This is a genomic window from Streptomyces sp. WAC03905, from assembly GCF_057371075.1.
This window is the reverse complement of sequence record NZ_JBXYDZ010000003.1, coordinates 4,794,011-4,820,363: the sequence shown is the minus strand read 5'-3', so window position 1 is coordinate 4,820,363 and position 26,353 is coordinate 4,794,011. Positions and strand designations below refer to the sequence as shown.

At 72.1% G+C, this 26,353-nt stretch carries 22 protein-coding genes; 7 read left to right on the top strand and 15 right to left on the bottom strand.

Features of this window, described 5'->3' with window-relative positions; translation table 11 throughout:
• Nucleotides 1-41: 41 nt before the first annotated feature.
• Both AC2RP6_RS24280 and AC2RP6_RS24275 read left to right on the top strand, forming a co-directional pair.
• Complete coding sequence (locus AC2RP6_RS24280) at nucleotides 42-1,775, top strand: LCP family protein (RefSeq protein ID WP_486448112.1); 1,734 nt, start codon at nucleotides 42-44, stop codon at nucleotides 1,773-1,775.
• Nucleotides 1,776-1,821: 46 nt separating this feature from the next.
• Entirely contained in the window at nucleotides 1,822-3,531 is a 1,710-nt protein-coding gene (locus AC2RP6_RS24275; protein WP_486448111.1) for an LCP family protein, read from the top strand.
• Between the two features lie 75 nt (nucleotides 3,532-3,606).
• Here the strand turns inward: AC2RP6_RS24275 and AC2RP6_RS24270 are convergent, their stop codons facing one another.
• On the bottom strand, nucleotides 3,607-4,632 hold the full coding sequence (locus tag AC2RP6_RS24270) for a glycosyltransferase family 2 protein (RefSeq protein ID WP_486448110.1): 1,026 nt from the start codon (nucleotides 4,630-4,632) through the stop codon (nucleotides 3,607-3,609).
• Between the two features lie 187 nt (nucleotides 4,633-4,819).
• Between AC2RP6_RS24270 and AC2RP6_RS24265 the strand changes: the two genes are divergently transcribed.
• A complete protein-coding gene (locus AC2RP6_RS24265; RefSeq protein WP_486448109.1) occupies nucleotides 4,820-6,313 on the top strand; it encodes an LCP family protein in 1,494 nt (497 codons plus the stop codon).
• 62 nt (nucleotides 6,314-6,375) lie between these two features.
• Here AC2RP6_RS24265 and AC2RP6_RS24260 read toward each other — a convergent pair whose 3' ends face one another.
• The gene (locus AC2RP6_RS24260; RefSeq protein ID WP_030659854.1) at nucleotides 6,376-6,912 is read right to left on the bottom strand and encodes an acyl-CoA thioesterase; all 537 of its coding nucleotides are present in this window, start codon (nucleotides 6,910-6,912) and stop codon (nucleotides 6,376-6,378) included.
• A 106-nt stretch (nucleotides 6,913-7,018) separates the two neighbouring features.
• Here AC2RP6_RS24260 and AC2RP6_RS24255 point away from each other — a divergent pair, with 106 nt between their 5' ends.
• On the top strand, nucleotides 7,019-8,341 hold the full coding sequence (locus AC2RP6_RS24255; protein WP_486448108.1) for an LCP family protein: 1,323 nt from the start codon (nucleotides 7,019-7,021) through the stop codon (nucleotides 8,339-8,341).
• Nucleotides 8,342-8,420: 79 nt separating this feature from the next.
• Here the strand turns inward: AC2RP6_RS24255 and manB are convergent, their stop codons facing one another.
• From manB to AC2RP6_RS24240, 3 genes are all read right to left on the bottom strand, one after another.
• The gene (gene manB / locus AC2RP6_RS24250; protein ID WP_486448107.1) at nucleotides 8,421-9,503 is read right to left on the bottom strand and encodes a mannose-1-phosphate guanylyltransferase; all 1,083 of its coding nucleotides are present in this window, start codon (nucleotides 9,501-9,503) and stop codon (nucleotides 8,421-8,423) included.
• A gap of 150 nt (nucleotides 9,504-9,653) precedes the next feature.
• On the bottom strand, nucleotides 9,654-10,295 hold the full coding sequence (locus AC2RP6_RS24245; RefSeq protein ID WP_486448106.1) for a hypothetical protein: 642 nt from the start codon (nucleotides 10,293-10,295) through the stop codon (nucleotides 9,654-9,656).
• 163 nt (nucleotides 10,296-10,458) lie between these two features.
• Nucleotides 10,459-11,616 (bottom strand): acyl-CoA dehydrogenase family protein, encoded by a 1,158-nt coding sequence (locus AC2RP6_RS24240; RefSeq protein WP_030659849.1) that lies wholly within the window; start codon nucleotides 11,614-11,616, stop codon nucleotides 10,459-10,461.
• 214 nt (nucleotides 11,617-11,830) lie between these two features.
• Between AC2RP6_RS24240 and AC2RP6_RS24235 the strand changes: the two genes are divergently transcribed.
• On the top strand, nucleotides 11,831-13,174 hold the full coding sequence (locus tag AC2RP6_RS24235; RefSeq protein WP_486448105.1) for a UDP-glucose dehydrogenase family protein: 1,344 nt from the start codon (nucleotides 11,831-11,833) through the stop codon (nucleotides 13,172-13,174).
• Between the two features lie 60 nt (nucleotides 13,175-13,234).
• Here the strand turns inward: AC2RP6_RS24235 and AC2RP6_RS24230 are convergent, their stop codons facing one another.
• The 4 genes from AC2RP6_RS24230 to AC2RP6_RS24215 form a co-directional block, all read right to left on the bottom strand.
• Nucleotides 13,235-14,314: a membrane dipeptidase gene (locus AC2RP6_RS24230; protein ID WP_486448104.1), complete on the bottom strand. Its 1,080-nt coding sequence runs from the start codon at nucleotides 14,312-14,314 to the stop codon at nucleotides 13,235-13,237.
• A gap of 139 nt (nucleotides 14,315-14,453) precedes the next feature.
• Nucleotides 14,454-15,632: a dipeptidase gene (locus AC2RP6_RS24225; protein ID WP_486448103.1), complete on the bottom strand. Its 1,179-nt coding sequence runs from the start codon at nucleotides 15,630-15,632 to the stop codon at nucleotides 14,454-14,456.
• Nucleotides 15,629-16,165 (bottom strand): 5-(carboxyamino)imidazole ribonucleotide mutase, encoded by a 537-nt coding sequence (gene purE / locus AC2RP6_RS24220; protein WP_486448102.1) that lies wholly within the window; start codon nucleotides 16,163-16,165, stop codon nucleotides 15,629-15,631. Before purE ends, AC2RP6_RS24225 begins: the two co-directional genes overlap by 4 nt.
• On the bottom strand, nucleotides 16,162-17,424 hold the full coding sequence (locus tag AC2RP6_RS24215) for a 5-(carboxyamino)imidazole ribonucleotide synthase (protein WP_486448101.1): 1,263 nt from the start codon (nucleotides 17,422-17,424) through the stop codon (nucleotides 16,162-16,164). Before AC2RP6_RS24215 ends, purE begins: the two co-directional genes overlap by 4 nt.
• Nucleotides 17,425-17,490: 66 nt before the next feature.
• On the opposite strand from AC2RP6_RS24215, the gene AC2RP6_RS24210 reads away from it, so the two are divergent.
• Nucleotides 17,491-18,042, top strand: coding sequence for a GtrA family protein (locus tag AC2RP6_RS24210; RefSeq protein WP_486448100.1), 552 nt, complete (start codon nucleotides 17,491-17,493; stop codon nucleotides 18,040-18,042).
• Here the strand turns inward: AC2RP6_RS24210 and AC2RP6_RS24205 are convergent.
• Nucleotides 18,039-19,304, bottom strand: coding sequence for an ATP-binding protein (locus AC2RP6_RS24205; RefSeq protein ID WP_486448099.1), 1,266 nt, complete (start codon nucleotides 19,302-19,304; stop codon nucleotides 18,039-18,041). The genes AC2RP6_RS24210 and AC2RP6_RS24205 overlap by 4 nt on opposite strands.
• A 9-nt stretch (nucleotides 19,305-19,313) precedes the next feature.
• Nucleotides 19,314-19,991 (bottom strand): response regulator transcription factor, encoded by a 678-nt coding sequence (locus AC2RP6_RS24200; RefSeq protein WP_030659823.1) that lies wholly within the window; start codon nucleotides 19,989-19,991, stop codon nucleotides 19,314-19,316.
• Nucleotides 19,992-20,491: 500 nt separating this feature from the next.
• Here AC2RP6_RS24200 and AC2RP6_RS24195 point away from each other — a divergent pair, with 500 nt between their 5' ends.
• Complete coding sequence (locus AC2RP6_RS24195; protein WP_486448098.1) at nucleotides 20,492-22,012, top strand: peptide MFS transporter; 1,521 nt, start codon at nucleotides 20,492-20,494, stop codon at nucleotides 22,010-22,012.
• Nucleotides 22,013-22,076: 64 nt separating this feature from the next.
• Here the strand turns inward: AC2RP6_RS24195 and AC2RP6_RS24190 are convergent, their stop codons facing one another.
• The 4 genes from AC2RP6_RS24190 to AC2RP6_RS24175 are packed head-to-tail and all read right to left on the bottom strand — an operon-like array spanning nucleotide 22,077 to nucleotide 26,324.
• The gene (locus AC2RP6_RS24190; RefSeq protein WP_486448097.1) at nucleotides 22,077-23,360 is read right to left on the bottom strand and encodes a hypothetical protein; all 1,284 of its coding nucleotides are present in this window, start codon (nucleotides 23,358-23,360) and stop codon (nucleotides 22,077-22,079) included.
• Complete coding sequence (locus tag AC2RP6_RS24185) at nucleotides 23,357-24,583, bottom strand: hypothetical protein (protein ID WP_486448096.1); 1,227 nt, start codon at nucleotides 24,581-24,583, stop codon at nucleotides 23,357-23,359. The genes AC2RP6_RS24190 and AC2RP6_RS24185 overlap by 4 nt, the downstream gene beginning before the upstream one ends.
• A complete protein-coding gene (locus AC2RP6_RS24180) occupies nucleotides 24,580-25,620 on the bottom strand; it encodes a COG1470 family protein (protein ID WP_486448095.1) in 1,041 nt (346 codons plus the stop codon). The genes AC2RP6_RS24185 and AC2RP6_RS24180 overlap by 4 nt, the downstream gene beginning before the upstream one ends.
• Before the next feature lie 17 nt (nucleotides 25,621-25,637).
• Entirely contained in the window at nucleotides 25,638-26,324 is a 687-nt protein-coding gene (locus AC2RP6_RS24175; RefSeq protein WP_486448094.1) for an LPXTG cell wall anchor domain-containing protein, read from the bottom strand.
• Nucleotides 26,325-26,353 lie beyond the last annotated feature (29 nt).

The window sequence follows — 26,353 nt, the reverse complement described above, 5'->3', positions numbered from 1 at the left end:
GAGGCGCGTCGCGAGGCACCCGACGGAGGATTCGAGCAACCGTGGATGCGCAAAGCCGTGGGCGGGCGGACGAGATCGACCCCGCAGACCAGTGGGTGCTCAATCCCCGCACCGGCCACTACGAGCTGCAGTTGAACGACTCCGCAGCGCGAGAGCGGCCCAAGGTGGGCGCGCCCCGCAGATCCTCGTCGGGACCCGCCGCACCCACCGCCCCCTCCCCCGGGGTGCCGAAGCCGCGCCGCGGCGACGCCCCGCCCGGGGGCCGCAGGGGCGGCCGTTCCCGCAAGGGCGGCGGCGGTGGCGGTCGCCGCAAGAAGGCCCTGCTGATCACCAGCGGGACGCTGGCGTTCCTACTGGTCGGCGGCGCCACGGCGGCCTACCTCTACTACGACCACCTCAACGGCAACCTCAGCGTCACCGACATCGCGGGCGCGGGCACCGGCGGCTTCAAGAAGGACCAGGCGATCAACATCCTGGTCATCGGCACCGACAAGCGCAGCGGTGCGGGCAACGAGGGCTACGGCGACAAGGACAGCGTCGGCCACGCCGACACCACGATCCTGTTCCACATCGCCAAGGACCGCTCCAACGCCACCGCGCTGTCCATCCCTCGCGACCTGATCACGAACATCCCGGACTGCCCGACGAAGCAGCCCGACGGCACCACCAAGGCGATCCGCGGCACCAAGGGCGTGCGCTTCAACAACAGCCTGGGCCAGGAGGGCCGTGACGCGGGCTGCACGATGCGCACGGTCAAGGAGCTCACCGGCATAGAGGTCGACAACTTCATGATGGTCGACTTCAACGCGGTGAAGACCTTGAGCACGGCGGTGGGCGGCGTGCCCGTGTGCCTGGAGAAGGCCGTCGACGACCAGGACTCCAAGCTCAAGCTCTCCCAGGGCGAGCACCGGCTTGAGGGCGAGCAGGCGCTGGCCTTCGTACGGACCCGGCACGCCTTCGGCAACGAGAGCGACCTGGACCGGATCAAGACCCAGCAGCAGTTCCTCGGGTCGATGATGCGCGAGATGAAGTCCAAGGAGACGCTGACCAGCCCGAAGAAGTTCTTCTCGCTGGCGGAGGCGGCCACCAAGTCGCTGACCGTCGACCAGGGCCTGGGGTCCATCGACAAACTCACCGACCTTGCGGGCGAGTTGAAGGACATCGACCTCAAGAACATCACCTTCACGACCATGCCGGTGCTCGACAACCCCGCTGAGCCCGCGAACCGCAAGGCCACCGTCGTCGTCAACCAGGGCCTGGCGGAACCGCTGTTGCAGATGATCCGGGGGGACGTCTCGCTCACGGAGGTCGAGAAGAAGGAGCAGGCGGCGAAGGAGGCGGCCGACGCGGACGCGAAGGCCAAGCAGGACGCCCTGCTCCAGGGCAACCGGGCGCCCGCCGGTGACGTACGGGTGAGCGTCTACAACGGCGGCGGGCCCTCGGGCTCCGCCTCCACCACGCTGAAGTGGCTGCAGGACACCAAGGGGATGTCCAAGACCAGCAACCAGGGCAACGCTCCGGCGAAGGTCGGCGCCACGCAGCTGGAGTACGCGCCCAACCAGGCCGACCAGGCCCGGGCGCTCGCGGACGCCATGGGGCTGCCCGCCACCGCGCTGAAGATGGGGACGACGGACGCGGGGGCGAAGACCCCGATGAAGCTGACGCTGGGTCCGGACTTCCAGAAGCCGGGCTCCCCGCTGGCGCCGCCGGTTCCGCAGGAACTGCCCAAGGACGTCCAGCAGGCGCAGGCCGACAAGGCCGTCTGCGCCAAGTAGCGGGACCTTGCCGGTCGGACCGGCGCCATGTCGACCAAGAAGGACCATGAGGGGGATACGCGTGAGGCACAGCGACGTGCGGGAGGAGGGGGCGAGCGCCCGCGCCGACGGGGACATATCCGGCGGCGGGGCGGCCGCGCCCGGCACGGTGCCCCCGCAGAGGGGCGGCTCGGGGGCCGCCGGCCGGGGCGGTTCCCGTCCCACCAGGCGGGGCCGCCGGCGTGTGCTGCGCTGGGTCTCCTCGGTCCTGTCCCTGCTCATACTCGGGACGGCGGCGGCCGGCTACCTCTACTACCGACACCTCAACGGCAGCATCCAGACGGACGCGCTGAACCTCGGTGAGAACAAGCTGGGCGGTTCCAAGCCCAACGCCTTCGGGCAGACCCCGCTGAACATCCTGCTCATCGGCTCCGACGCCCGCAACGACGCGGAGAACCAGGCCCTCGGCGGGGCCACGGACACCTTCGACGGGCCGCCGCTCGCGGACGTCCAGATGCTGCTGCACCTCTCCGCGGACCGCAGCAACATGTCCGTGATCTCGATGCCGCGCGACACGATGCTGATGATGCCCAAGTGCACCGAGCCGGGCGGCAAGGTGTACCCCGCCAGCAAGGGGCTCGTCCAGACGAACGAGTCCATCCAGCGCGGCGGTCCGGGCTGCACGGTCGCCGCGTGGAGCGAGCTGACGAAGATCCCCATCGATCACTTCATGATGATCGACTTCAAGGGCGTGGTCCGGATGGCCGACGCCATCGGCGGCGTCCCGGTCTGCGTCGAGCAGAACGTGCACTCCCGTACCCGGGACGGCAAGGGCTCCGGCCTGAAACTGCCGAAGGGCACGAGCGTCATCCAGGGCGAGACGGCCCTGCAGTGGCTGCGCACCCGCTACGGCTTCGAGGACGGCACCGACATCGGCCGCACCCACGCCCAGCACCAGTACATGAACTCGATGGCCCGCGAGTTCCGCAAGAACGCCAAGCTCAGCAACCCGGTCAAGCTCAACAGCCTGGCCCAGGCGGCGATCGAGGCGATGGTCGTCGACACCGGCCTCAACAAGATCGACAAGCTGTTCGACCTCAGCATGGAGCTCAAGAAGGTCCCGCCGGGCCGTATCACCATGACCACGATGCCGTGGGTCTACAGCAGCAAGCCCGGCCTGGACGGGCGGGTCGAGCCCAAGGCGGGCGAGGCCGAGGACCTGTTCCGGATGGTCCGCGAGGACATCGCGCTCGACGGGCAGGGCTCCGGCTCGCCGGCCGCGTCCGCCTCCGCGTCCCCGGGCACCCCGTCGGCGCCCGCCCAGCCGAGCGCCACCGCCTCCGCGGCGGCGACGGCCGCGCCGCCCGCGAAGATCGCGGTGACGGTCCGCAACTCGACCGGCGGCAAGGACGGCACCGAGGTCAAGGTCAAGGGCCGGGCGAGCGAGGTCGCCGCCCTGCTGACCGGCAAGGGCTTCACCAAGGTCGTCGCCGACACCCAGACGGGCGCGGAGGACACCTCGGTGATCCGCTACGCCACCGACGCCCAGGCGGCCGACGCCGCCGCGGTGGCCACCGCCCTCGGCCTGCCCGCCGCCTCGGTGCAGAAGTCCGACCAGGTCGCCGGGATCGTCGTGTTCGTCGGCAAGGACTGGAGGTCCGGCGGCACGCCGGCCGCACCGGCGCCCGCCCCGACCAAGGCACCGGACTCCGCCCACGCGCTCAACGGCGACAACGACCAGGCCTGCATGCCGATCCAGCCCGGCTTCACCTGGTAGTCCGCGCACGGAAGGGGCCCGGCGCGGGCGCCGCGGACGACCGCAGCTCCCGCGCCGGGCCCCTTCGCCTGCGTCTCAGGCCTGCGGGACGCCGGGCAGCACGGCCGGGCGGCGGCTCGCGATGAGCTTGTCCGCCAGGGCGCGCGGGCTGGTCAGGAAGCCGAAGCCCCAGGACAGGTGCATGGTCGCCAGGGCGACGGGGATCTGCGCCCGGGCCTTGAGCGGCAGCCCCTTGCCCGCGGGCACGGAGCCCACGGCGATCGCGGCGAGGTAGCCCGCCGGGACGGCGAAGCCCAGCGGGCTGACGGTCACGCCCACGACCACGCCCGCGGCGAGCGCGCAGACGAGGGTCGGCGGCGCCAGGTAGCGCATGTTGATGGAGCCCGAGTGGTAGCGGGCCACCACGTGCCGCCACCGGCCGTAGTCCTTGTACTGCTTGGCGAGGGCCTTGGCGGAGCGTCGCGGGCGGTACTGGACGCGCAGCTCGGGCGAGAACCAGATCAGGCCGCCGGCTTCGCGGATGCGGAAGTTCAGCTCCCAGTCCTGGGCGCGGATGAACTCCTCGTTGTAGCCGCCCTGCTGCTCCAGCGCCTCGCGGCGGAAGACGCCGAGGTAGACGGTCTCGGCCGGCCCTGCCTGGCCGCCGGTGTGGAACGGGGCGTTGCCGACGCCGATCTTCGAGGTCATCGCGGCGGCGACGGCCTCTTCCCAGGCGTTCTCGCCTTCGGCGTGCATGATCCCGCCGACGTTCTGCGCACCGGTCTCCTCCAGGAGGCGGACGGCGGTGGCGATGTAGTCCGGGGAGAGCATGCCGTGGCCGTCGACGCGTACCACGATCGGGTGACGCGAGGCCTTGATGGCGGCGTTGAGCGCCGCCGGGGTCCGGCCGGTGGGATTCGGGACGGTGTGGACTCGGGGATCCTCGGCGACGAGTTCGGCGGCGATCTCGTCGGTGCGGTCCGTGGACGGCCCGAGTGCGATCACCACCTCCATCTCGCCCGCATACTCCTGTTCCAGGATGTGGCGGACGGACTCGCGGAGGTAGTGCTCCTCATTGAGCACCGGCATGATCACCGAGACTGCGGGCTGCTGGGCGGGCATGTGGTCCTTCAAGGTCGGGTATCGGTGTCACGTTACCGCGTACGGGGGAACCGGGTGCGCGCCGAGTGATCGGTACGGACAGCTGCTGATCGTATGGGCCTACTGTTCTGTCGAATCAGCGGGCTGAGTGCTCCCGACCCGGCCCGGCCGTGACCGGTATCCCTGCTGCCCCGCGGAGGTGTCAGCCGTGCCCCAGCCGCACCGACCCATCCGTCCCGCCCGGCCGCCCGAGCCGCCGCGCGCACGGCGCGGTGGTGGGGGCGGGCGGGCCCGGCGCCGCGAGGGCCGGCCCCGGTGGGGGGTGCGGCTGGCGGCCGGGCTGTCGGTGGCGGTACTGGGCTCCGGGGCCGTCGGGCACGCCGTGATGACCGGTCTGGACACCGGGATCGAGCGGGTGGACCCCTTCAAGGACATGAAGAACCGCCCCCAGGCGGGCCACGGCCTCAACTTCCTGCTCGTGGGCACCGACGGCCGGGACAGGATCAGCCCCGACGAGAAGCGCGAGTACCGCCTGGGCGGGGCGCCCTGCCACTGCACGGACACGATCATGCTGGTGCACCTGTCCGCGGACAAGGAGCGGGCGAGCGTCGTCAGCCTGCCCCGCGACAGCTACGCCGAGGTGCCCGCGCACCGCGACCAGGTCACCGGCAAGGCGCACAAGGGCCACCCGGTACGGCTGAACGCGGCGTACGCGGAGGGCGGGCCCAACCTCACCGTGCGGACCGTCGAGAACATGACCCGCGTGAAGATCGACCACTACCTGGAGGTCGACTTCACCAGCTTCATGAAGACGGTCGACGCCATGGGCGGGGTGGAGATCTGCACCGCCAAGACCATGCGCGACCCCAACACCGGCCTCGACCTGCTGCCCGGCACCCACCGGCTGACCGGCGGCCAGGCCCTGCAGTACGTACGCTCGCGCCACGTCGACGGCGCCTCCGACCTCGGCCGGATGCAGCGCCAGCAGCGGTTCGTCGCCGCGCTGATCAAACAGGCGACCGGGGGCGGCGTGCTGCTCAACCCCGTCAAGTTCAAGGAACTCAGTTCCACCCTGCTGGGTTCGGTCCGTGCCGACAAGGGCTTCGGTTCGGAGCAGATGCTGGCGCTCGGGCAGGCGATGCGGGACTTCACGCCCTCCTCCTCCGAGTTCGCCTCGGTGCCCATCGGGAGCCCCTCCTTCCGGGTGAAGGGCATCGGGTCCACCGTGAAGTGGGACGAGCCGAAGGCGGCCAAGCTCTTCGAGGCGCTGCGCGAGGACCGGCCGCTGGCCCCCGCCCGGCCGGGGAAGGCCGCCGGCCGGCCCGTGGCGGTGCCGGTGGACGTGCCGCCGCCGCAGGTGCGGGTCCAGGTGGAGAACGGGACGCGGATCGACGGACTGGGCGGACGCGTCGACAGCGCGCTGCGCGCCACCGGCTTCGACACCACGCGGGCCCCGGGCAACGGAGCCAGCCGTGACGTCAAGCGCACGGTGATCACCTACGACCCGCGCTGGGACCGCTCGGCGCGGTCGGTGGCGACCGCGCTGCCCGGCAGCGAGCTGCGCGCGGTCGCGGGCCAGGGCCGGACGGTCACGGTGATCGCGGGCGCCGACTACCGCAAGGTGGTGCCGGTGCGCGCGGAGGACCCGTACCAGGGCACCTTCGGCGTCGTCAGCGGCGACCAGGTGGTCTGCGGGAGCTGAAGAGGAGGCGAGGGCCCGTGCGGGCCCTGACGCGCCGTACGGCGGTCCCGCGCCGGGCCGCGTCAGTCGTCGAAGCCCTGCGCGGCGCGCTCCTCGCGCAGGGCCATGATGGCCTGGCGGCGGGCGAGCCGGTGGGTGCGGCGGATCTGGGCCTCCTGGTAGCGCCGCTCGTCCTGCTCGGTCTCGGGGAGCACCGGCGGGACCTGGCGGGGCTTGCCGTCGGCGTCCACGGCCGCGAAGACGAGGTAGGCGCTGCCGACCTGGGTGGCGGGGGTGGACTCGTTCCACCGCTCGGCGAGGACGCGTACGCCGATCTCCATGGAGGAGCGGCCCGTCCAGTTGCACTGCGCCTTGACGTGAACGAGGTCACCCACGCGCACGGGTGCGAGGAAGGCCATCTCGTCCATGGAGGCGGTGACCGCCGGGCCGCCGGAGTGACGGCCCGCCACGGCGCCGGCGGCGTCGTCGACCAGCTTCATGATGACGCCACCGTGCACCGTGCCCAGGAGGTTGGTGTCGTTGGCGGTCATGATGTGGCTGAGGGTCGTCCGGGAGGCGGCGGTCGGCTTCCCGGGCAGCTCGCCCGGTATCTGTGTCATACGCACACCTTAGTTGGACCGCGCAGGCATCAGCTCTGCAACAGCACAGGTACGGAACCTCCCCCGGGCTGTCGCAGGCGCCGCCCCGGCAGGCATTCTTGGGCGCATGAATGACTGGCCAGAAGGTCGTGACGACGCCTACGGACGCGGCAGCGCGCGTCCGCAGCCCGAAGGTGTGCAGCGGATGCGGCACATCCAGCGGCAGCCCCAGCAGCCGCCGCGGCCCCCGCAGCCCGGGCAGCCGCCGCGACCGCAGCGCCCGGCGGGGCCCGTGCCCACGCCCGGCGTCCCCCCGCAGCAGGCGGGCGGCCACGACACGTACGGCGGTTACGACAGCGGCTACAACACCGGCCAGGTGTACGGCGCGCCCTCGGGCGGTGCCCCGGGCCGGCCGCAGGGTCCCGGCGGGCCGTCGGGCCCCGGCGGCCCCGGGCGGGCGCCCGGCCCCGCCCCGGACTGGCGCAGGCGCATCAAGATCGGCTCGATCGTGCTGGTCTCCGCCCTGCTGGTGACGTCCGTCTCCACCTACTTCTGGGCCGACTCCAAGGTGCGCCGCGAGGTGGACCTCTCCAAGGTCATCGAACGGCCGAAGGAGGGCGACTGCACGACCTACCTGATCGTGGGCTCGGACAGCCGCGAGGGCATGTCGGACGAGGAGAAGAAGAAGCTCCACACGGGTTCGGCCGAGGGCAAGCGGACCGACTCGATGATGATCCTGGCGAAGTGCTCCAGCGGGAACACCATGATCTCGCTGCCGCGCGACTCCGACGTGGAGATCCCCTCCTTCGTCGGCTCGCAGTCCGGCAAGAAGTTCCCCGCGCAGGGCCGGCGGGTCAAGCTCAACGCCGCGTACGCGGAGGACGGCCCCGAGCTGCTGGTGCGCACCGTCGAGCACAACACGGGCCTGCGCATCGACCACTACGCGGAGATCGGCTTCGCCGGCTTCGCGAACATCGTGGACGCGCTGGGGGGTGTCGAGCTCGACATCGAGGAGGGCTTCAAGGACGAGAAGTCCGGCGCCGACTTCAAGGCGGGCAAGCAGACGCTGAACGGCGAGCAGTCGCTCGCCTTCGTACGGACCCGGTACGCCTTCGCCGAGTCGGACCTGCAGCGGACGAAGAACCAGCAGAAGTTCCTGTCGGCGCTGGCCAACCAGGCCGCGACCCCGTCGACGATCCTCAACCCGTTCGCGCTCTACCCGATGCTGGGCGCCGGCCTGGACACCCTCGTCGTGGACAAGGACATGGGCCTGTACGACATGGGCCGGATGTTCTTCGCGATGAAGGGCGTCAACGGGGGTGACGGCGTGTCGATGAACATGCCGATCTCCGGGCAGCGCGGCGGCAACCTCGTCTGGGACAAGGCGAAGGTGCAGCAGCTGGTGAAGCAGATCCAGAACGACGAGAAGGTCACCGTCCGCGGCAACTGAGGCGGGGCCGGGGCCTCCGGGCCCCGGCCGTACGCGCTCCCCGGACCGGGCTCAGGCGTCCGGGCTCAGGTGTCCGGGCTCAGGCGTCCGGGGAGAACCGGATGGCGGCGGCGGGCAGTTCCGCCTCGCACCACACGCGGGCGCCGGACCGCAGTTCGTTGTCGGCGCCCACCGTGGCGCCGTCGCCGACGACGGTGCCGTCCAGCACGGTCCGCGCGCCCACGGCGGCGCGGGCGCCGATGAGGCTGGCGTTGACCTGGGCGTCGGCGCCGATGACGGCGTCGTCGAGCACGATGGAGCCCTGGACCACCGCCCCGGCCCCGATGCGCGCCCCGGCGCCCACGACGGTGCCGCCCGACAGCTTGGCTCCGGCGGCGACCTGCGCGCCGGGCAGGACGAGGGACTCGCCGCGGCGGCCGGGTACGGCCGGGGAGGGGACGACCCCGCGGACGAGGTCGGCGGAGGCCTGGATGATGGACTGGGGCTTGCCGAGGTCCATCCAGTAGGTGTTCTCGGTGACCCCGTGGAGCTTGGCGCCGGAGGCGAGCAGGCCCGGGAAGGTCTCGCGTTCCACGGAGACGGGGCGGCCTGCCGGGATGGAGTCGATGACGCTGCGCCGGAAGACGTAGCAGCCGGCGTTGATCTGGTCGGTGATGATCTCTTCGGGCGTCTGCGGCTTCTCGGTGAAGGCGAGCACCCGGCCGTCGGGGTCGGTCGGCACCAGGCCGAAGGCGCGCGGGTCGTCGACCCGCACCAGGTGCAGGGACACGTCGGCGTCGGCCGCCTCGTGGGCGTCGACGAGGCCGGCGATGTCCAGGCCGGTGAGGATGTCGCCGTTGAAGACGAGGACGGAGGAGTCGGGGCCGCCGGTCAGGCGCTGCCCGGCGTTGCGGATGGCCCCGCCGGTGCCGAGGGGCTCGTCCTCGACCACGTACTCCAGGCTGATGCCGAAGTCGGAACCGTCACCGAAGTAGGGCTCGAAGACCTCGGCGAGGTAGCAGGTGGCCATGACGATGTGCGTCACACCGGCGGCGGCGGCCCTGGCTATCTGGTGGGCGAGGAACGGCACGCCCGCCGTGGGGACCATGGGCTTGGGCGTGTTCACCGTCACGGGACGCAGGCGCGTCCCCTGTCCGCCGACCAGCAGGATCGCTTCCGTCATTGCGTTCTCCCCAACCGATTACGGCGTACGAAGGTCCAAATTTAGCCCATCCGCAGGCGCCCCTGGGCCGGTGCCGGACGGGTCGACCGGCGTGCGCACCGTACGGGCGCACTGCCCGGTCTGTCATGAAATGAATGGGTGTTCGCGCTGTCAGTCGGCGAACGGATTGGTGTGGCCCGGCAGTTGCTGTCCGGGCCGCAGGAAGCCCGGCCGTCCCGAATCGTCCCGCACCGGGACGAACCCGGCGGCGGTGAGCCGGGCGGTGATCTGCCGTCGGCGGATCTCACCGAGCTTGAAGGCGCCGGTCAGGAACGCCGCGAGGACCCCGCCGCCGGCGAGCGCGACGAGCGGCTTCCCGGAGACGAGCAGGACGAGCGCCAGGACCGCGCACATGACGTAGCCGAGCACCTTGCGGGGCGTGTCCGCGGCGTGGGAGGTCAGGACGTCGAACATGATCCGGTCCTTGGCCCGGGCGACCGCGTCCCCCGCCCCGGGCAGGGGTTTCAACGACCCCGTCCGCATTCCGGGCACCGCGCCGCCGTTGCCGGCCGCCGGGTACGCGGCGACGGTGGCGGCCTCGCGGGCCCGGGCCCGGGGGCTCGGGTCGCGGTACATCCGGGTCAGGACGAGCGTCTTCTTGTGCCCGGTCCGGATCGACCGCCCGTACTCGAAGCCGTAGTGCTCCGCCACGTGGACCAGGGCCGCCATGCGTCCCACGGCGGAGCCGGGGCCGATCTCGACGACGTCCCGGCGGGCGATCTGCCGGAGCAGCCCCGATATCTCGCGTTCCACGGACACTTTCCCCGCCCCGAAGCACCAGGCAACGGGCACCGGGGCCACGCGCCGACCACTGATCGGCGCACAGCCTAGTGGTATCCGGACGCCCCCCGGCCGGACGACCCCCGGCCACCGCCGGAGGTCGTCCTGGTGTGCGCGTCGCGGCTGCGCCGAGCGGCTACGGCAGGTTGCGGGCCATGACGATCCGCTGGACCTGGTTCGTGCCCTCGTAGATCTGCGTGATCTTGGCGTCGCGCATCATGCGCTCCACCGGGTAGTCACGGGTGTAGCCGTAGCCACCGAGGAGCTGGACGGCGTCCGTGGTGACCTCCATGGCCACGTCGGAGGCGAAGCACTTGGCCGCGGCACCGAAGAAGGTCAGGTCGCCGTCGACGCGCTCGGACTTGGCCGCGGCCGAGTAGGTCAGCTGGCGGGCGGCCTCGATCTTCATGGCCATGTCCGCGAGCATGAACTGCACGCCCTGGAAGTCGCCGATCGGCTTGCCGAACTGCTTGCGCTCCTGGACGTAGCCCTTGGCGTAGTCCAGGGCGCCCTGGGCGATGCCGAGCGCCTGGGCGGCGATCGTGATGCGGGTGTGGTCGAGGGTCTTCATCGCGGTGGCGAAGCCGGTGCCCTCGGCGCCGATCATGCGGTCGGCGGGGATCCGCACGTTGTCGAGGTAGACCTCGCGGGTCGGGGAGCCCTTGATGCCGAGCTTCTTCTCCGGGGCGCCGAAGGACACGCCCTCGTCACCCTTCTCGACGACGAAGGCGCTGATGCCCTTGGAGCGCTTCTCCGGGTCGGTGACGGCCATGACCGTGTAGTACTCGGAGACGCCCGCGTTGGTGATCCAGCGCTTGACGCCGTTGAGCACCCAGAAGTCCCCGTCGCGCACCGCGCGGGTCTTCATGCCGGCGGCGTCGGAGCCCGCGTCCGGCTCGGAGAGCGCGTAGGAGAACATCGCGTCGCCCTTGGCGAGCGGGCCGAGGTACTTGGCCTTGAGCTCCTCCGAGCCGGAGAGGATCACCGGGAGGGAGCCGAGCTTGTTCACGGCCGGGATCAGGGAGGAGGAGGCGCAGACGCGGGCCACCTCCTCGATCACGATCACGGTGGCGAGGGCGTCCGCGCCGGCACCGCCGTAGGTCTCGGGCACGTGGACGGCGTGCAGGTCGTTGGCGACCAGCGCGTCGAGGGCCTCCTGCGGGAAGCGGGACTCCTCGTCGACGGCGGCTGCGAACGGCAGGATCTTCGCCTCGGCGAGCGAGCGGACCGACTCGCGGAGCATGTCGTGCTCCTCGGCCGGGCGGTACAGGTCGAAGTCGGCAGAACCCGCCAAGATCTCTCACTCCCCAGTGATGACACGCGATACGTGATGCTAACTACCGTTAAGTAACCCAAGCTTAGTGTCCCGGTCACGGATGGCGATATGGACGGGCCACGTGAGCTTGGTGACAGGGGCGGTGCTGCCGGGGCGCTCCTGGGGACCGTCCCCGCCGGTGGGCCCGACTATGCTCAGTGGCCGCAAACGGCCCCGCACCTCTGGAGCACCCATGGCCCCCCTCAGGATCACTGTGATCGGCACCGGTTACCTCGGCGCGACCCACGCCGCGGCGATGGCGGAGCTGGGCTTTGAGGTGCTCGGTCTGGACGTGGTGCCGGAGAAGATCGAGATGCTGGCCGCGGGCCGGGTGCCGATGTACGAGCCGGGGCTGGAGGAGCTGCTGGCCAAGCACGTGGCCGGCCTGCCGGGCTCGACCGGCCGGCTGCGGTTCACCACCTCCTACGAGGAGGTCGGCGCCTTCGGCGACGTCCACTTCGTCTGTGTGAACACCCCGCAGAAGCACGGCGAGTACGCGTGCGACATGTCCTACGTCGACGCCGCGATGGCCTCGCTGGCCCCGCACCTGACGCGGCCGGTGCTGGTCGTCGGCAAGTCCACGGTGCCGGTGGGCTCGGCGCAGCGGCTGGCGGAGAAGCTGGCGGAGCTGGCCCCGGCGGGCCGGGACGTGGAGCTGGCCTGGAACCCGGAGTTCCTGCGGGAGGGCTTCGCCGTGCAGGACACCCTGCACCCCGACCGGATCGTGATCGGCGTCCAGGGCGAGCGCGGCGAGAAGCTGCTGCGCGAGGTGTACGAGACCCCCATGTCCGAAGGATCGCCCCTGGTCGTCACGGACTTTCCGACCTCCGAGCTGGTCAAGACCGCCGCCAACTCCTTCCTCGCCACCAAGATCTCCTTCATCAACGCGATGGCGGAGGTCTGCGAGGCCGCCGGCGGTGACGTGGTCAAGCTGGCCGAGGCCATCGGCTACGACGAGCGGATCGGCGCGAAGTTCCTGCGGGCCGGGATCGGCTTCGGCGGCGGCTGCCTGCCCAAGGACATCCGGGCCTTCATGGCGCGCGCGGGCGAACTGGGCGCGGACCAGGCGCTGACGTTCCTGCGCGAGGTCGACTCCATCAACATGCGGCGGCGCGGTCACATGGTCGAGCTGGCCCGCGAGGCCGTGGGCGGGTCCTTCCTCGGCAAGCGGGTCGCCGTGCTCGGCGCCACCTTCAAGCCGGACTCGGACGACGTCCGCGACTCCCCCGCGCTCAACGTGGCCGGTCAGATCCACCTGCAGGGCGGCCAGGTCACCGTCTACGACCCCAAGGGCATGGCCAACGCCCGTGAGGTCTTCCCGACCCTCGGGTACGCGGACTCCGCGCTGGCGGCGGCCCGCGGCGCGGAGGTGGTCCTGCACCTCACCGAGTGGCGCGAGTTCCGCGACCTCGATCCGGCCGAGCTCGCCTCCGTCGTGACCGACCGGCTGGTGCTGGACGGCCGCAACGCGCTGGACCCGGTGCGGTGGCGGGCCGCCGGCTGGACGTACCGGGCCATGGGGCGGCCCCGCGCCTGACCCCTGCGGGGTTGCTCGGGGGGTTCGAACGAACCGGGGCTCCACCCCGGACCCCGCGCCTCAGACGCCGGCGGGGCCGGACCTGCGGCGGGCGGTGAATTCCACGTCGCGGATCACGCGCTGGGCGTTGCCCCAGGTCAGGAGGGCGAGGTCGGTTTCGGGCCAGCCGCGTTCCAGCAGTTCCGCGATCAGCCGCGGATAGCCCGAGGGGTCGTTCAGGCCGGTCGGGCGCAGGACCGGCGGCTCGGCGCCGAAGGCCGCGCCGAGGCCGACGCCCTCCGGGCCCGCGACCGCCCGTACGTGGTCCAGGTGGTCCGCCACCGCGTGCAGGGAGTCCCCGGTGCGCGCGCTGTCGAAGCTGACCATCACGAGGCCGTTCGCCTCGCGCACCGCGAGGAGCACCTCGTCGGGCACGTTCCCCGGGTACGGGTTCAGCGCTGCGGCCGCCGTGTTCGAGATGATCACCGGGGCCTTGGAGGCCCCCGCGAGCCGGCGGGCGACCGCCGGTTCGCAGCCCGCGAGGTCCAGCAGGACCGCCAGCCGGTTCACCTCCTGCACCACCTCGTGGCCGAAGGCCGTCAGCGTCTCCTGTGCCCACGGCGCTCCCGCGGGCGCGAGGATCCGTACGCCCAGTGCGTGGAAGGCCCGCAGCGCGCCCAGGGAACCGGCCAGCGCGCCGCCCGGCACGGGGCCGAGGAACGAGGCGATCCGGCCGCGGTTGCGGGCGTCGGCCATGTCGTCGGCGCAGAGCGCCAGGCGCAGGCTGTCGGGGTAGCGGCGGACCAGGGTCAGCGCCGCGTCGATCTGCTCCAGGGCGTCGGAGACCGCCCGGTCGCCGGCCCCGTCCTCGCCCGCCCGGCCCTGCGGCGGCACCAGCAGGGACCAGAACTGTGCCCCCACCCCGCCCGCCCGCAGGCGCGGGATGTCGGTGTCGACGCCCGCGTCGGGGGTTTCGATGTCGTGGTACGGGCTCTGGCGCAGGGTCCAGACCAGGGTGTTGCACCCGTCGGCGACGGGGTGGACGGACAGCAGCGCGGCGGCCCTGTCGAGGGCGCTCGCCTTCGTCTCGGGTCCGGCGGGGGCCGGGAGGGGCTCGGCCCCGATGCCCACGGAGGTGGGTTCATCCTGCAGGTCGGCCATGGCGTTCGCTCCGGTCTCGGCGGCAGCAGGGAGGTGCAGCCACCGTGCCACGCGCGACGGCGCGGACGCCCGGCGGGTGCGGCGATCGGGTGACCCACGGGTCACTCCCGGTCACCACGCCCGCCGGGGCGGACCCTTCCTAGATCACCGCGTTCGACGGGCCCCGGGAGGCCGACAGCTCGCGGGCCACCGCTTCCGCGTCGCGCAGCGCCCGGACCGCGTTGGACCAGGTGAGCTTGGCCAGGTCGGCCCGGGACCAGCCGCGTGCCAGGAGTTCCGCGACCAGGTTCGGGTAGCCCGCGACGTCGTCCAGGCCGGACGGCGTGAAGGCCGTGCCGTCGTAGTCCCCGCCGATGCCGATGTGGTCGACCCCGGCCACCTCCCGCATGTGGTCCAGGTGGTCGGCGACCGTGGCGGCGGTGGCCACCGGCCGGGGGCGCGCCTCCTCGAACGCCCGGTGCAGTGCCATCGCCTCGGGGGTGGTGTCGAGGTGGTGGAAGCCGTGGGACCGCAGGTTCTCGTCCGCGGCCAGGGTCCACTCGACGGCCGCCGGGAGGATGAACTTCGGAACGAAGGTCGCCATCGCCACGCCGCCGTTGTCCGGCAGCAGCGCCAGCACGTCGTCGGGGATGTTGCGCGGATGGTCGCAGACCGCCCGCGCGGAGGAGTGCGAGAAGACCACCGGGGCGGCCGACACCTCGATCGCGTCCCGCATCGTCGTCGCGGCGACGTGCGAGAGGTCCACCAGCATGCCGACGCGGTTCATCTCGCGGACGACCTCGCGGCCGAAGCCGGTCAGCCCGCCGTGCCGGGGCTCGTCGGTCGCCGAGTCCGCCCAGTCGATGGTGTCGTTGTGCGTGAGCGTCATGTACCGCACGCCCAGCCGGTGCAGGGCGCGCAGCGTGGCGAGCGAGTTGTTGATGGAGTGGCCGCCCTCGGCGCCCATGAGCGAGGCGATCCGGCCGGCGGCCCGGGCCTCCTCCATGTCGTCCGCCGTCAGCGCCCGCACGAGGTCGCCCGGGTAGCGGTCGATCAGCTGCCCGACGGCGTCGATCTGCTCCAGGGTGGCGCTGACCGCCTCGTCGCCGGCGTAGTCCGAGCGCACGTACACGGACCAGAACTGCGCCCCGACACCCCCGGCGCGCAGCCGGGGGATGTCGGTGTGCAGGTGTGCGGACTGGTCGCCCGCGATGTCCCGCCGCTCCAGGTCGTAGCGGACCTGCTGGCGCAGCGCCCAGGGCAGGTCGTTGTGACCGTCCACGACGGGGTGCTCGGCCAGCAGCTCGCGCGCCTCCGCCAGACGCTGCGCCGCGCTCACTTGCCGAACCCGAAGGACTCCGCGTTCGCGACCTTGGTGCGCAGCCGCTTGCCCTTCTCGGTGGCCTGGTCGTTCAGCTCCTGCTGGAAGTCACGCATCCGGGCCAGCAGCTCGGGGTCGTGGGCGGCCAGCATCCGGACGGCCAGCAGGCCGGCGTTGCGCGCCCCGGCCACCGAGACGGTGGCGACGGGGACCCCGGCCGGCATCTGCACGATCGACAGCAGGGAGTCCATGCCGTCGAGGTACTTCAGCGGCACGGGCACGCCGATGACCGGCAGCGGCGTCACCGAGGCGAGCATGCCGGGCAGGTGGGCGGCCCCGCCCGCGCCCGCGATGACCGCCTTCAGGCCGCGGCCGGCGGCGCGCTCCCCGTACTCGATCATCTCGCGCGGCATCCGGTGGGCGGACACGACGTCGACCTCGTAGGGGATCTCGAACTCGTCCAGGGCCTGGGCGGCCGCCTCCATGACGGGCCAGTCCGAGTCGGAGCCCATGACGATGCCGATGACGGGGCCTGTGGAGGTGGTGCTCATTCGGTGATCGTTCCCCTGAGGTAGCCGGCTGCGTGGCGTGCGCGTTCGAGCACATCGTCCAGGTCGTCGCCGTAGGTGTTGACGTGGCCGACCTTGCGGCCGTGTTTCACGTCCTTGCCGTACATGTGGATCTTCAGCTGGGGGTCGTGGGCCATGCAGTGCAGGTAGGCCGCGTACATGTCGGGGTAGTCACCGCCCAGCACGTTCGCCATGACGGTCCACGGGGCGCGGGGGCGCGGGTCGCCCAGCGGGAGGTCCAGGACCGCGCGCACGTGGTTGGCGAACTGGGAGGTCACGGCCCCGTCCTGGGTCCAGTGGCCGCTGTTGTGCGGACGCATCGCCAGCTCGTTGACCAGGATCCGGCCGTCGGGGGTCTCGAACAGTTCGACGGCCAGGTGGCCGGTCACGCCGAGTTCCTGCGCGATGCGCAGGGCGAGGGCCTGGGCCTCGCCGGCCAGCTCCTCGGAGAGGTTCGGGGCGGGCGCGATCACCGTGTCGCAGACCCCGTCCACCTGGACGGACTCGACGACGGGATAGGCGACGGCCTGCCCGTGCGGGGAGCGGACGATGTTCGCCGCGAGTTCGCGGACGAAGTCCACCTTCTCCTCGGCGAGCACCGGGACACCCGCCTTGAACGGGGCCCCGGCGTCCTGCGGGGTGCGGACGAACCACACCCCCTTGCCGTCGTAGCCGCCGCGCACGGTCTTGAGGATGACGGGGAACCCGCCGACCTCGTCCGCGAAGGCGACCACGTCGTCCGGATCGCTCACGATCCGGTGGCGGGGGCTGGGCGCGCCGATCTCGTCGAGCTTGGCGCGCATCACCCCCTTGTCCTGGGCGTGTACCAACGCGTCGGGCCCCGGGCGGACGGGGATGCCGTCCGCTTCCAGGGCCCGCAGGTGCTCGGTGGGTACATGCTCGTGGTCGAAGGTGATCACGTCACAGCCGCGCGCGAAGGCGCGCAACGTCTCCAGGTCGCGATAGTCGCCGATGACGACATCGCTCACGACCTGGGCCGCCGAGTCCTGTGGTGTGTCACTGAGGAGCTTGAATCTGATGCCGAGGGGGATACCCGCCTCGTGGGTCATGCGGGCGAGCTGACCGCCGCCGACCATGCCGACTACCGGGAACGTCACTCCTCCAGGGTATCCGCCGGTTTTCCGCCATCCGGACCTGGCCCCGGGGGGTGTCTCTCCGGTGTGCCGTGCGTCGCAGGGTGCCGGAAGGCACAGACGGAGCACCGGGGGGAGACTTAGCATGGGTGGGTTGACGGAGAACACCGGACGCCCCGTGAGGGGGCGGTGACCGACAGGACTGGCCTACTGATGACCACGCAGGGCGGATCTGTCCTCGAACGCGTACGCGGCCTCGTACGAGAGGTCGCCAAGTTCGGGGCGGTCGGCGGCCTGGGGGTCCTGGTCAACCTGGGGGTCTTCAACCTGATCCGGCACACCACCGATCTCCAGGTGGTCCGCGCGAGCGTGATAGCGACGGTCGTGGCCATCGCCACGAACTACCTCGGCTTCCGCTACTTCGCCTACCGGGACCGCGCCCAGAGCGGCCGCACCCGCGAGATGGCCCTCTTCGCCGCCTTCAGTGCGATCGGCCTGGTCATCGAGAACGGCGTCCTCTACACCGCGACCTACGGCTTCGGCTGGGACGGGCCGCTGGCCAGCAACGTCTTCAAGTTCATCGGCATCGGCACGGCCACCGTCTTCCGCTTCTGGTCGTACCGCACCTGGGTCTTCAAGGCCCTGCCCCCGGTCGCCGCGCCCGCGACGCCGCCGGCCGCCGAGCCGCTGCCGGAGCCGGCGCCGCTGCCGAGGCCGGAGCGCCGGCCGGAGCCCCGGCCGGAGCCGGAGCCCGCGAACAACTAGCGGACCGTCTTCTCGGGCTCGGCCGGCTGGGGGGCGGTACGGCTGAGGAACAGCGCGAACACCGGCGGCTGCGTCTGGAGCAGCTCCAGGCGGCCTCCGTCCGCCTCCGCCAGGTCCCGGGCGACCGCGAGGCCGATCCCGGTGGAGTTCCGGCCGCTGATGGCCCGCTCGAAGATCCGGTTGCCGAGGTCCGGCGGGACGCCGGGTCCCTCGTCCGTGACCTCCAGCACCGCCTGGTTGCCGATCACCCTGGTGCGCAGGGCGACCGTGCCGCCGCCGTGCATCAGCGCGTTCTCCACGAGGGTGGCCAGCACCTGGGAGACCGCGCCGGGGGTACCGACGGCCCGTACGCCCTGCTTGCCGGACCGCACGATGGCCCGGCCGGCGCTGCGGTAGGCCGGCCGCCACTCCTCCACCTGCTGCTTGACGACCTCGTCGAGGTCGAAGGGGACCGCGGAGCCGGTCCGCGGGTCCCGCGAGTTGGTGAGCAGCCGCTGCACGACGTCCGTGAGCCGCTCCACCTGGGTCAAGGCGATCGTCGCCTCCTCCCGCACGGTGTCCAGGTCGTCGGTGACCGTGATCTCCTCCAGGCGCATCGACAGCGCCGTGAGCGGGGTGCGCAGCTGGTGGGAGGCGTCGGCGGCGAGGCGCCGCTCGGCGGTGAGCATCCTGCCGATCCGTTCGGCGCTGGAGTCCAGCACGTCGGCGACCCGGTCCAGCTCGGGGACCCCGTACCGCTTGTGCCGGGGCCGCGGGTCGCCGGAGCCGAGCCGCTCGGCCGTTTCGGCGAGGTCGGTGAGCGGGGAGGCCAGCCGGTTCGCCTGCCGTACGGCGAGCAGTACGGCCGCCACCACCGCCAGCAGGGCCACCGCCCCGACCACGGCCAGGGTCCGCACGACCTCCCTGGTCACGGTGGAGCGGGCCTCCTCCACGACGACGACCTCGCCCTGCTCGCCGCGCGCGGTGCCGCGGACGACGCTGTCGGGGATCGACGCGCCGACCTCGACGGCCGGCTGCCCGGGGATCGTGATCCGGGCGTAGTGGCCGGGGTCGAGCTGCTCGGAGAGGGAACCGGGGTCGGTCGGCTTCTTCTCCAGGACGTTCGCCTCGACGACGCTCACCAGCCGCAGCGCCTCGGACTCGACCCGGTCCTGGGCGCTGCTGGTGATGGTCCGGGTCTCCACGATGACCAGGGAGACCCCGAAGACGGCGATCACCACGAGCACCACGGCGAGCGTGGACTGGATGAGGCGGCGGCGCATCTGCGGGGATCAGCTCTTTTCGAAGCGGAAGCCGACGCCTCGGACGGTGGCGATGTAGCGGGGGTTGGCGGCGTCGTCGCCCAGCTTCTTGCGCAGCCAGGAGATGTGCATGTCGAGGGTCTTGGTGGAGGACCACCAGGTGGTGTCCCAGACCTCGCGCATGAGCTGGTCGCGGGTGACGACGCGGCCCGCGTCACGCACCAGGACGCGCAGCAGGTCGAACTCCTTGGCGGTGAGCTGCAGCTCCTCCTCCCCCATCCAGGCGCGGTGCGACTCGACGTCGATGCGGACGCCGTGGGTGGCGGGGGGCTGGGCGGCCTCGTTGGCGCCGCGCCGGAGCAGGGCCCGGACCCGGGCCAGGAGTTCGGCCAGGCGGAAGGGCTTGGTCACGTAGTCGTCGGCGCCGGCGTCGAGTCCGACGACGGTGTCGACCTCGTCCGCGCGGGCGGTGAGGACCAGGATCGGGAAGCCGTGGCCTTCGGCGCGCAGCCGGCGGGCCACTTCGAGTCCGTCCATGCCCGGCAGGCCCAGGTCCAGGACGACGAGGTCGACGCCGCCCTGAAGTCCCGCGTCCAGGGCGGTGGGGCCGTCCTCCCGGACCTCGACCTCGTACCCCTCCCGGCGCAGGGCGCGGGCCAGGGGCTCCGAGATGGATGCGTCGTCCTCGGCGAGCAGTACACGCGTCATGTGGGTGATGGTAGTCCGCGGCGACTGGATCGAGAGGCCTGCCCGCAGACCCCTTCCGATCTGGCTTTATGGACTACTAAGCGCCTTCGAATATGGTCGAACGGTTCCCGACTCGCCTTGTGATCCATCTCTCAAGTCCTTTCATATGCCGCAGTGTCGTGTCGTATGGTGGCGAGACGCCTGATGCAATACCTCAGGGACCTTTGTGCCGAAAAACAGCGCATAGGTCTCTATTTCTGTCCGGAACCGGACGGGCAGTCTTATCGAGGACTGACCCGGCCGGCCTTGACGACAGTGAATGACCTGTTGGCCGGGCCCCTCGCGCGATGCTGCGCGGGTGGGCGTGGATCCCGGTTACGGACGTCCCTTCACCCCCCGATACGACGGGGGCGAGACCCCCGGGCGTGGGGTGGGAAGTCCGTCCACCGGTGCCGGCCACCCCCCACCGGGCGCGGATGAGCTCACGAAGCCGAAGCGTCCCGAGCAAGCAAGGATCGACCATGGCTTCCAGCCTGACGACGGCCTCACCGAGCCCCGCTCACGAGAAGACCGTCCTCGGCCACCCGATCGGCCTGGCCACGCTGTTCATGACCGAGATGTGGGAGCGCTTCTCCTACTACGGCATGCGTGCGCTCCTCGTCCTGTACCTGGTCTCCGGCGGCGTCGACGCCGCGACCGGCAGCCAGGGCGGTGGCCTCGGCTTCACCGCGGCGACGGCCACGGCGATCTACTCCGTCTACGTGGCCATGGTCTACCTCATGGCCATGCCCGGCGGCTGGTTCGGCGACCGCGTCTGGGGCGCCCGCAAGACGGTCGCCATCGCCAGCTTCGTCATCATGGCGGGTCACGTGGCGCTGGCCGTCCCCGGCCAGCTCGCGTTCTTCGTCGGTCTGCTGCTGGTGGCCGTCGGCTCCGGTCTGCTGAAGGCCAACATCTCCACGATGGTCGGCCACCTGTACAAGGACGCGGACGACCCGCGCCGTGACAGTGGCTTCACGATCTTCTACATCGGCATCAACGTCGGTGCCCTGCTCGCCCCGGTCGGCATCGGCATGGTCGGCGAGCTCGTGAACTGGCACCTGGGCTTCGCGCTCGCCGCCGTCGGCATGGGCATCGGCCTGGCGATCTTCCTGCTCGCAGGCCGCACGCTGAGCCCGAGGAGCAGCCTGGTCCCGAACCCGCTGAGCGCCGCCGAGCGCAAGGCCGTGATCACCAAGGCCCTCGCCGTCCTGGCAGTCGTCGCCGTCTTCTACGGCGCCGTCGTCGCCGCGGACATGTTCACCATCAAGTGGGCGCTGTACCCGATCACCATCGCCGGTCTGATCATCCCGGTCGCCGTCCTCACCCGCATCAAGCGGGACAAGGACCTGTCGTCCGTCGAGCAGACCCGGATGAGCGCCTACATCTGGTTCTTCGTGGCCGCGGCCGTCTTCTGGATGATCTACGACCAGGGCGGTTCGACGCTCTCGCTGTTCGGTGACAAGAACTCCGAGCGCGCCCTGTTCGGCTGGGAGGTCCCGACCACGATCTTCCAGTCGCTGAACCCGCTCTTCGTGGTGGCCCTGGCCCCGATCTTCGCCGCCATGTGGGTGGCCCTGGCCCGCCGCAACCGCGAGCCCAGCACCATCGTGAAGTTCTCGGTGGCCCTGGTCATCGTCGGTGCCTCGTTCTTCGTCTTCGCCATCCCGCTGAGCCAGACCGCCGGCAACGACACCAAGGTCACCATGTGGTGGCTGGTGCTCATCTTCCTGATGCACACCGTCGCCGAGCTGTGCCTGTCGCCGGTCGGCCTGTCGGTCACCACCAAGATGGCGCCGCAGAAGTACGCCTCCCAGATGATGGGCGTCTGGTTCCTGGCCGTCACCGCCGGTGACTGCATCACCGGTCTGCTCGGTCTGGCCGAGGTCCAGCTCAACGGCGTCGGCGTGATCCTCTTCCAGGCGTTCGCCGCAGTCGCCGCCGGTGTCGCGATCTTCATGTACCGCAAGAAGGTCAACGCGCTGATGGGCGACATGAACTGATCCGTCCCGCACGGTCGCGGCGAACGGCCCGGCACACCTTCCGGTGTGCCGGGCCGTTCCCGTGTCAGCGGGTGCCGCGCAGGCGGCGCCACGGGGTGAAGGTGAACACCGCGCCCCCGAGCAGGATCACCGTGCCGGCGACGAGGGCGAGGGCCTTGATGCCGCCCTCGTCCTCCGCGCCGGTCTCGGCGAGGCCGCCCGAGGTGGTGCTGCCGGAGGTGGTGGTCGAGGAGCCGGAGCCGCCCGGCTGGGCGGCGGTGTCCAGTTCCAGGGAGACGCCGCTGCTCGTCGCCTTGCAGGGGACGTTGATCGGCGTGGAGCCGGGCGCCATCGTGACGTCGATCGTCAGCTGGTCGGGGCTGAGCGTCACCTTGCCGGACTTGCCCGGCTTGTAGGTGCCGGTCATGTCGCTGAGGCTGACGGGGGCCTTGTCCGGGATCGGCTCGGCGTTGGCCGGGCCGGAGACCTTGACCGTGCCGCTGTCGGCGCCGCCGAGCCTGACGTCCATCGAGGGCTTGAGGGCTCCCGCGGGCAGGGCCATGGGCGCCGCCATCGCGCCCTTGGCGGTCTTGACGGTGAGGTCGTAGCTGCCGCCGTTCTTCTTGGCGTTGATGGTGACCGGGGTCTTGATGCCTCCCGGGACGACCGCGCCGCAGTCGAAGGACACCTCGACCGCCTTGCCCGGGAAGTCGGTCTGGCCGCCCCCGCCGCCGCTGCCGCCCGAGGCCGTGGAACCGCCCGTCGTCGTGCCGCCCGTCGTCGTGCCGCCGGTGGTCGTGCCGCCCGTCGTCGTGCCGCCGGTGGAGCCGCCCGACACCTCGATGACGGCCCCGCCCTTGACCTCGCCGACCGGCGCGCACTTGGTGACGAAGGTGCCGAAGGGGAAGGAGACGGCGACGTCGTACTTGCCGGGGGTCAGGCTGATCTTTCCGGCCTTGGTGAGCTTGAGCTTGCCCTTCATCGTGGACATCTGCATGGGGGCCTTCTTGGGGATCGGCGGGTTCTTCTTCTCCCCGACGACCTTCAGCTCCCCGCCCCCGCCGCCGACCGTGATCCAGCCCGTGGGCTGGACGGAGTCCTGGGGGATGTCCATCAGGTCCGTGTTGTTCGAGGCCGGCTTGACCGTCTCCCACGACACGTCGACCTCGTCGCCGACCTTGGCCGTGGCGGGCGCGGTGACCTTGGCGGTGGTCTCCCCCTCCACCGGGGAGCCGCCGCCGGCCGGCGGCACGCACTTGACCTTGAACGTGGCCTCGGCGGCCTGGGCGGTAGGAGCCGTGATGGCGAGGCCCGCGCCGCCGAGCAGCAGCGCGACCAGGGCCGCGCTCACCCTCCGTCGGTTCTTCACGATGGTCCCTTCGTCGTCGAACGGTTCTCAGACGGTGCGGACGTCTGCGGTGCTGTCTCCGGCGCGCTGTCCGGGGTGAACCACGGCAGGACCGCCGTGGTGGTCTCGGGGGGCTGCGCCGGCCGCTCGGTGCGGGCCCGCGCCGCCGGGCGCGCGGTGGGCAGCCGGGGCAGCCGGGCCGTCACCGCGGCCGCGGCCTCGGCGGGCCGCACGCCGCGGTGACGGCCGGCGCCGTGTCCGGTGCGCGGCCGGACCCTGTCGACGACGGCCATGCCGGCACGGAAGAGGGCGGCGGGGACCACCAGCAGGAGCAGGCCCCAGAACAGCAGGACCCCGTACGGGCGGGCCACGCCCCAGGGCTGGGTGGCCACGACGGTCTCGCCGTACTTGAGGGAGATCGTGTAGTCGCCGTGGGCGCCCGCGGGGAGGGTGACGTCGAGCGCGACCTCCGCCTTGCCGCCGGGCGGGACGGTCCCCTTCCAGCGGGCCTCCTCCCACAGGGGGGCGAACACGCCGTGGGCGGTGCCGAGCTGGAAGACGGGGTCCTTGACGGGGGCGGTGCCGAGGTTGCCGACGGTGACCTTGAACTTCCGGCCGGGCGGGGCGCCGAACCAGGTCAGCACCCCGTCGTCACCCTCCAGCCGGACGCCGGTGAGCATCGCGAGGCGGCCGGTGCCTGATTCGGCGGGCAGTTCGGCCACCGGGTGGTCGGTGATCTTCAGGGGGACCGCGACGGTGGACCGGTCACCGTTGACGGAGGTGACGTTGACGACGCAGGGGCAGGGCTTGGGCGGTGCGACCACCGGCAGCTGGGCATTGAAGCGTCCGTCCTCGGCGACGGAGACGGCCGCCCCGTCGGCGTTGGCGCAGCTGTTGGTGCCGCCGATCATGTTCTGCCCGCACACCAGCAGCATCACCAGGGTCCTGGGCCGCCAGCCGGTGCCCGTGACGGTGAGCCCGGTGCCCTTGGCGGCCTCCTGGAGGGAGAGCGCGGCGGCGGGCTTGCCCTCGTCCGCGGCCGACGGGACGGCGGGCAGGAGGACGAGGGCGCATGCCGCCAGCGCCGCCAGCGCCGCCAGGAGGGCCCTGACGGGGCCGCCGCCCCTGCCGTCGGACCCGGGGCCGGGCCTGCCGCCCGAACCGCCGCCGGACCCGCGGCCGGACCCGCGGCCGGACCCGTCGTCGGACCTGCCACCGATCTTGCCGCCGACCATGGCGCTCACCTGGAGGCTCCCGTCAGTTCGTGTTCCGGTGCTGGGGTCGTCGCTCCGGGCGGCCCGGAGGGTCCGCCCGGTGCCCCGCCCGCCGGCCGGCGCCACGGCCGGCGCCACGGCCGGCGGCCGCGTACCGAGCACAGCGCGGCCAGTGCCGTCCCGCCGAGGCCGAGCAGGCCGAGGCCCGTCCAGCCGGCGGCCCGCCACGGCACGAACCAGGCGGAGGCGGCGGCGGTGGCCCGGGCCCCGCCGGGGGCGGTCACGGTGACGGTCACGCGGACCCGGTCGAGGACCGGGGCGCCCGGCCAGGGCTCGGTCAGCTCGACCCGCTGGCCGGGGAGCAGTTCGACGGGCACGGCGCGCGGGCCGCGGCCCGGGACCTCGCCGAGGAAGCCGTCGGCGCGGATTCCCAGCTCGGGCGCGAGGGCGACGTTGCCGCGGTTGACCAGGGTGTAGGCGACCACCGCCGCCCCGCCCCGGCCCCGTACGGCGACGTCCTCGACGGTGAGCGCGGCCAGGGTGGGGCCGCTGACCCGCAGGTGGACCCGTACGCCCACCTGCCGGCCGGCTTCGGCGGCGATCACGGCGGCGGGGTGGTCGCCGGGCGGGGACGCGGGCGGCACGGTGACGGTGAAGGGGACCACCGCGCGGGTGCGGGGCGGGATCCTCACGGTGGATCCGCCGCCGAAGCTGAACCACGCACCGGCGCCGCCCGGGGCACCGGACGCGGCCGGGCGGATCGCCAGGGCCCCGTCGGCGGTGTTGTAGGCGTCGGCCCCGCGCAGCGTGACGGTGCGCTCCTGATCGGTGGTGTTGGTCAGGGCGAGGCGGTCCTCCAGCACGGCGGCGGGGGCGCCCTCCAGGAAGAAGTACGGGCGGGCGCCACCGGGCGGCCGGGCGGCGGCCGTTCCGGCGGCGGGCTCGGCGGTCCAGCCCGGTTCGTCGGCGGCCGCGGGGGGCGCGGGGGCGGTGTGCAGCGCGGCCGCCGCCAGCAGGACCAGGAGGACGCGGCGGGCGTCGCGCCGGAGCGTGTGGAGCACGGGCATGGCCGGGGGCGCTCCGTTCAGGACCGGGCCCGTCGGCCGCGCCGGGTCAGCCAGAGCACTCCGGCCGCGCCGGTGAGCATCACGGTGCCGCCGAGGGTACCGAGGGCGAGGGCGGAGTCGTCGGGTCCGGTCTGCGGGAGGGTCTCGGGCGGTGCGTCGCCGCCGGACGGGGTGCCGGACCCTCCGGAACCGCCGGCCGCGGTGACGTCCAGTTCCAGCGAGGGCCCCGGGTTGTTGCCGGGGGTGCAGGTGGTCGTCGTGCCCATCGCCTTGATGGTGAGCACGCCGGCGGTGAAGGTGACCTTGCCGCTCTTCCTGGGCGTGTAGGTGCCCGAGAGATCGGTGATCTTGATGGGGGTGTCGGGCGGTACGGCCTCGGAGTTGGACGGGCCGGAGACGGGCACGGAAGCCTTCTCGGCGCCGCCGACGACGATGACGGCGCCGGGGCTCATCGCGCCCTTGCCGAGCTCGATGGGGCTGGAGGAGACGCCCTTCTGGAAGGACATCGTCAGCTTGTAGCCGTCGCCCTGCTTGACGGCCTTGATGTCGATGGGCGACACGGCCGACTTGTCCCCGATCGGGGTCTTGCAGTCGTAGGCCACGTCGACGACCGCGGCGTGGGCCGCGGGGGCGGCGAGCAGTACCGCCGATCCGGCCAGCGCGGAGGCCAGCGCGAGCGCGGTGGAGCGTTTGCGGTCGGACACCTTCGTCTTCCCCTCGGGCCACAAATAAC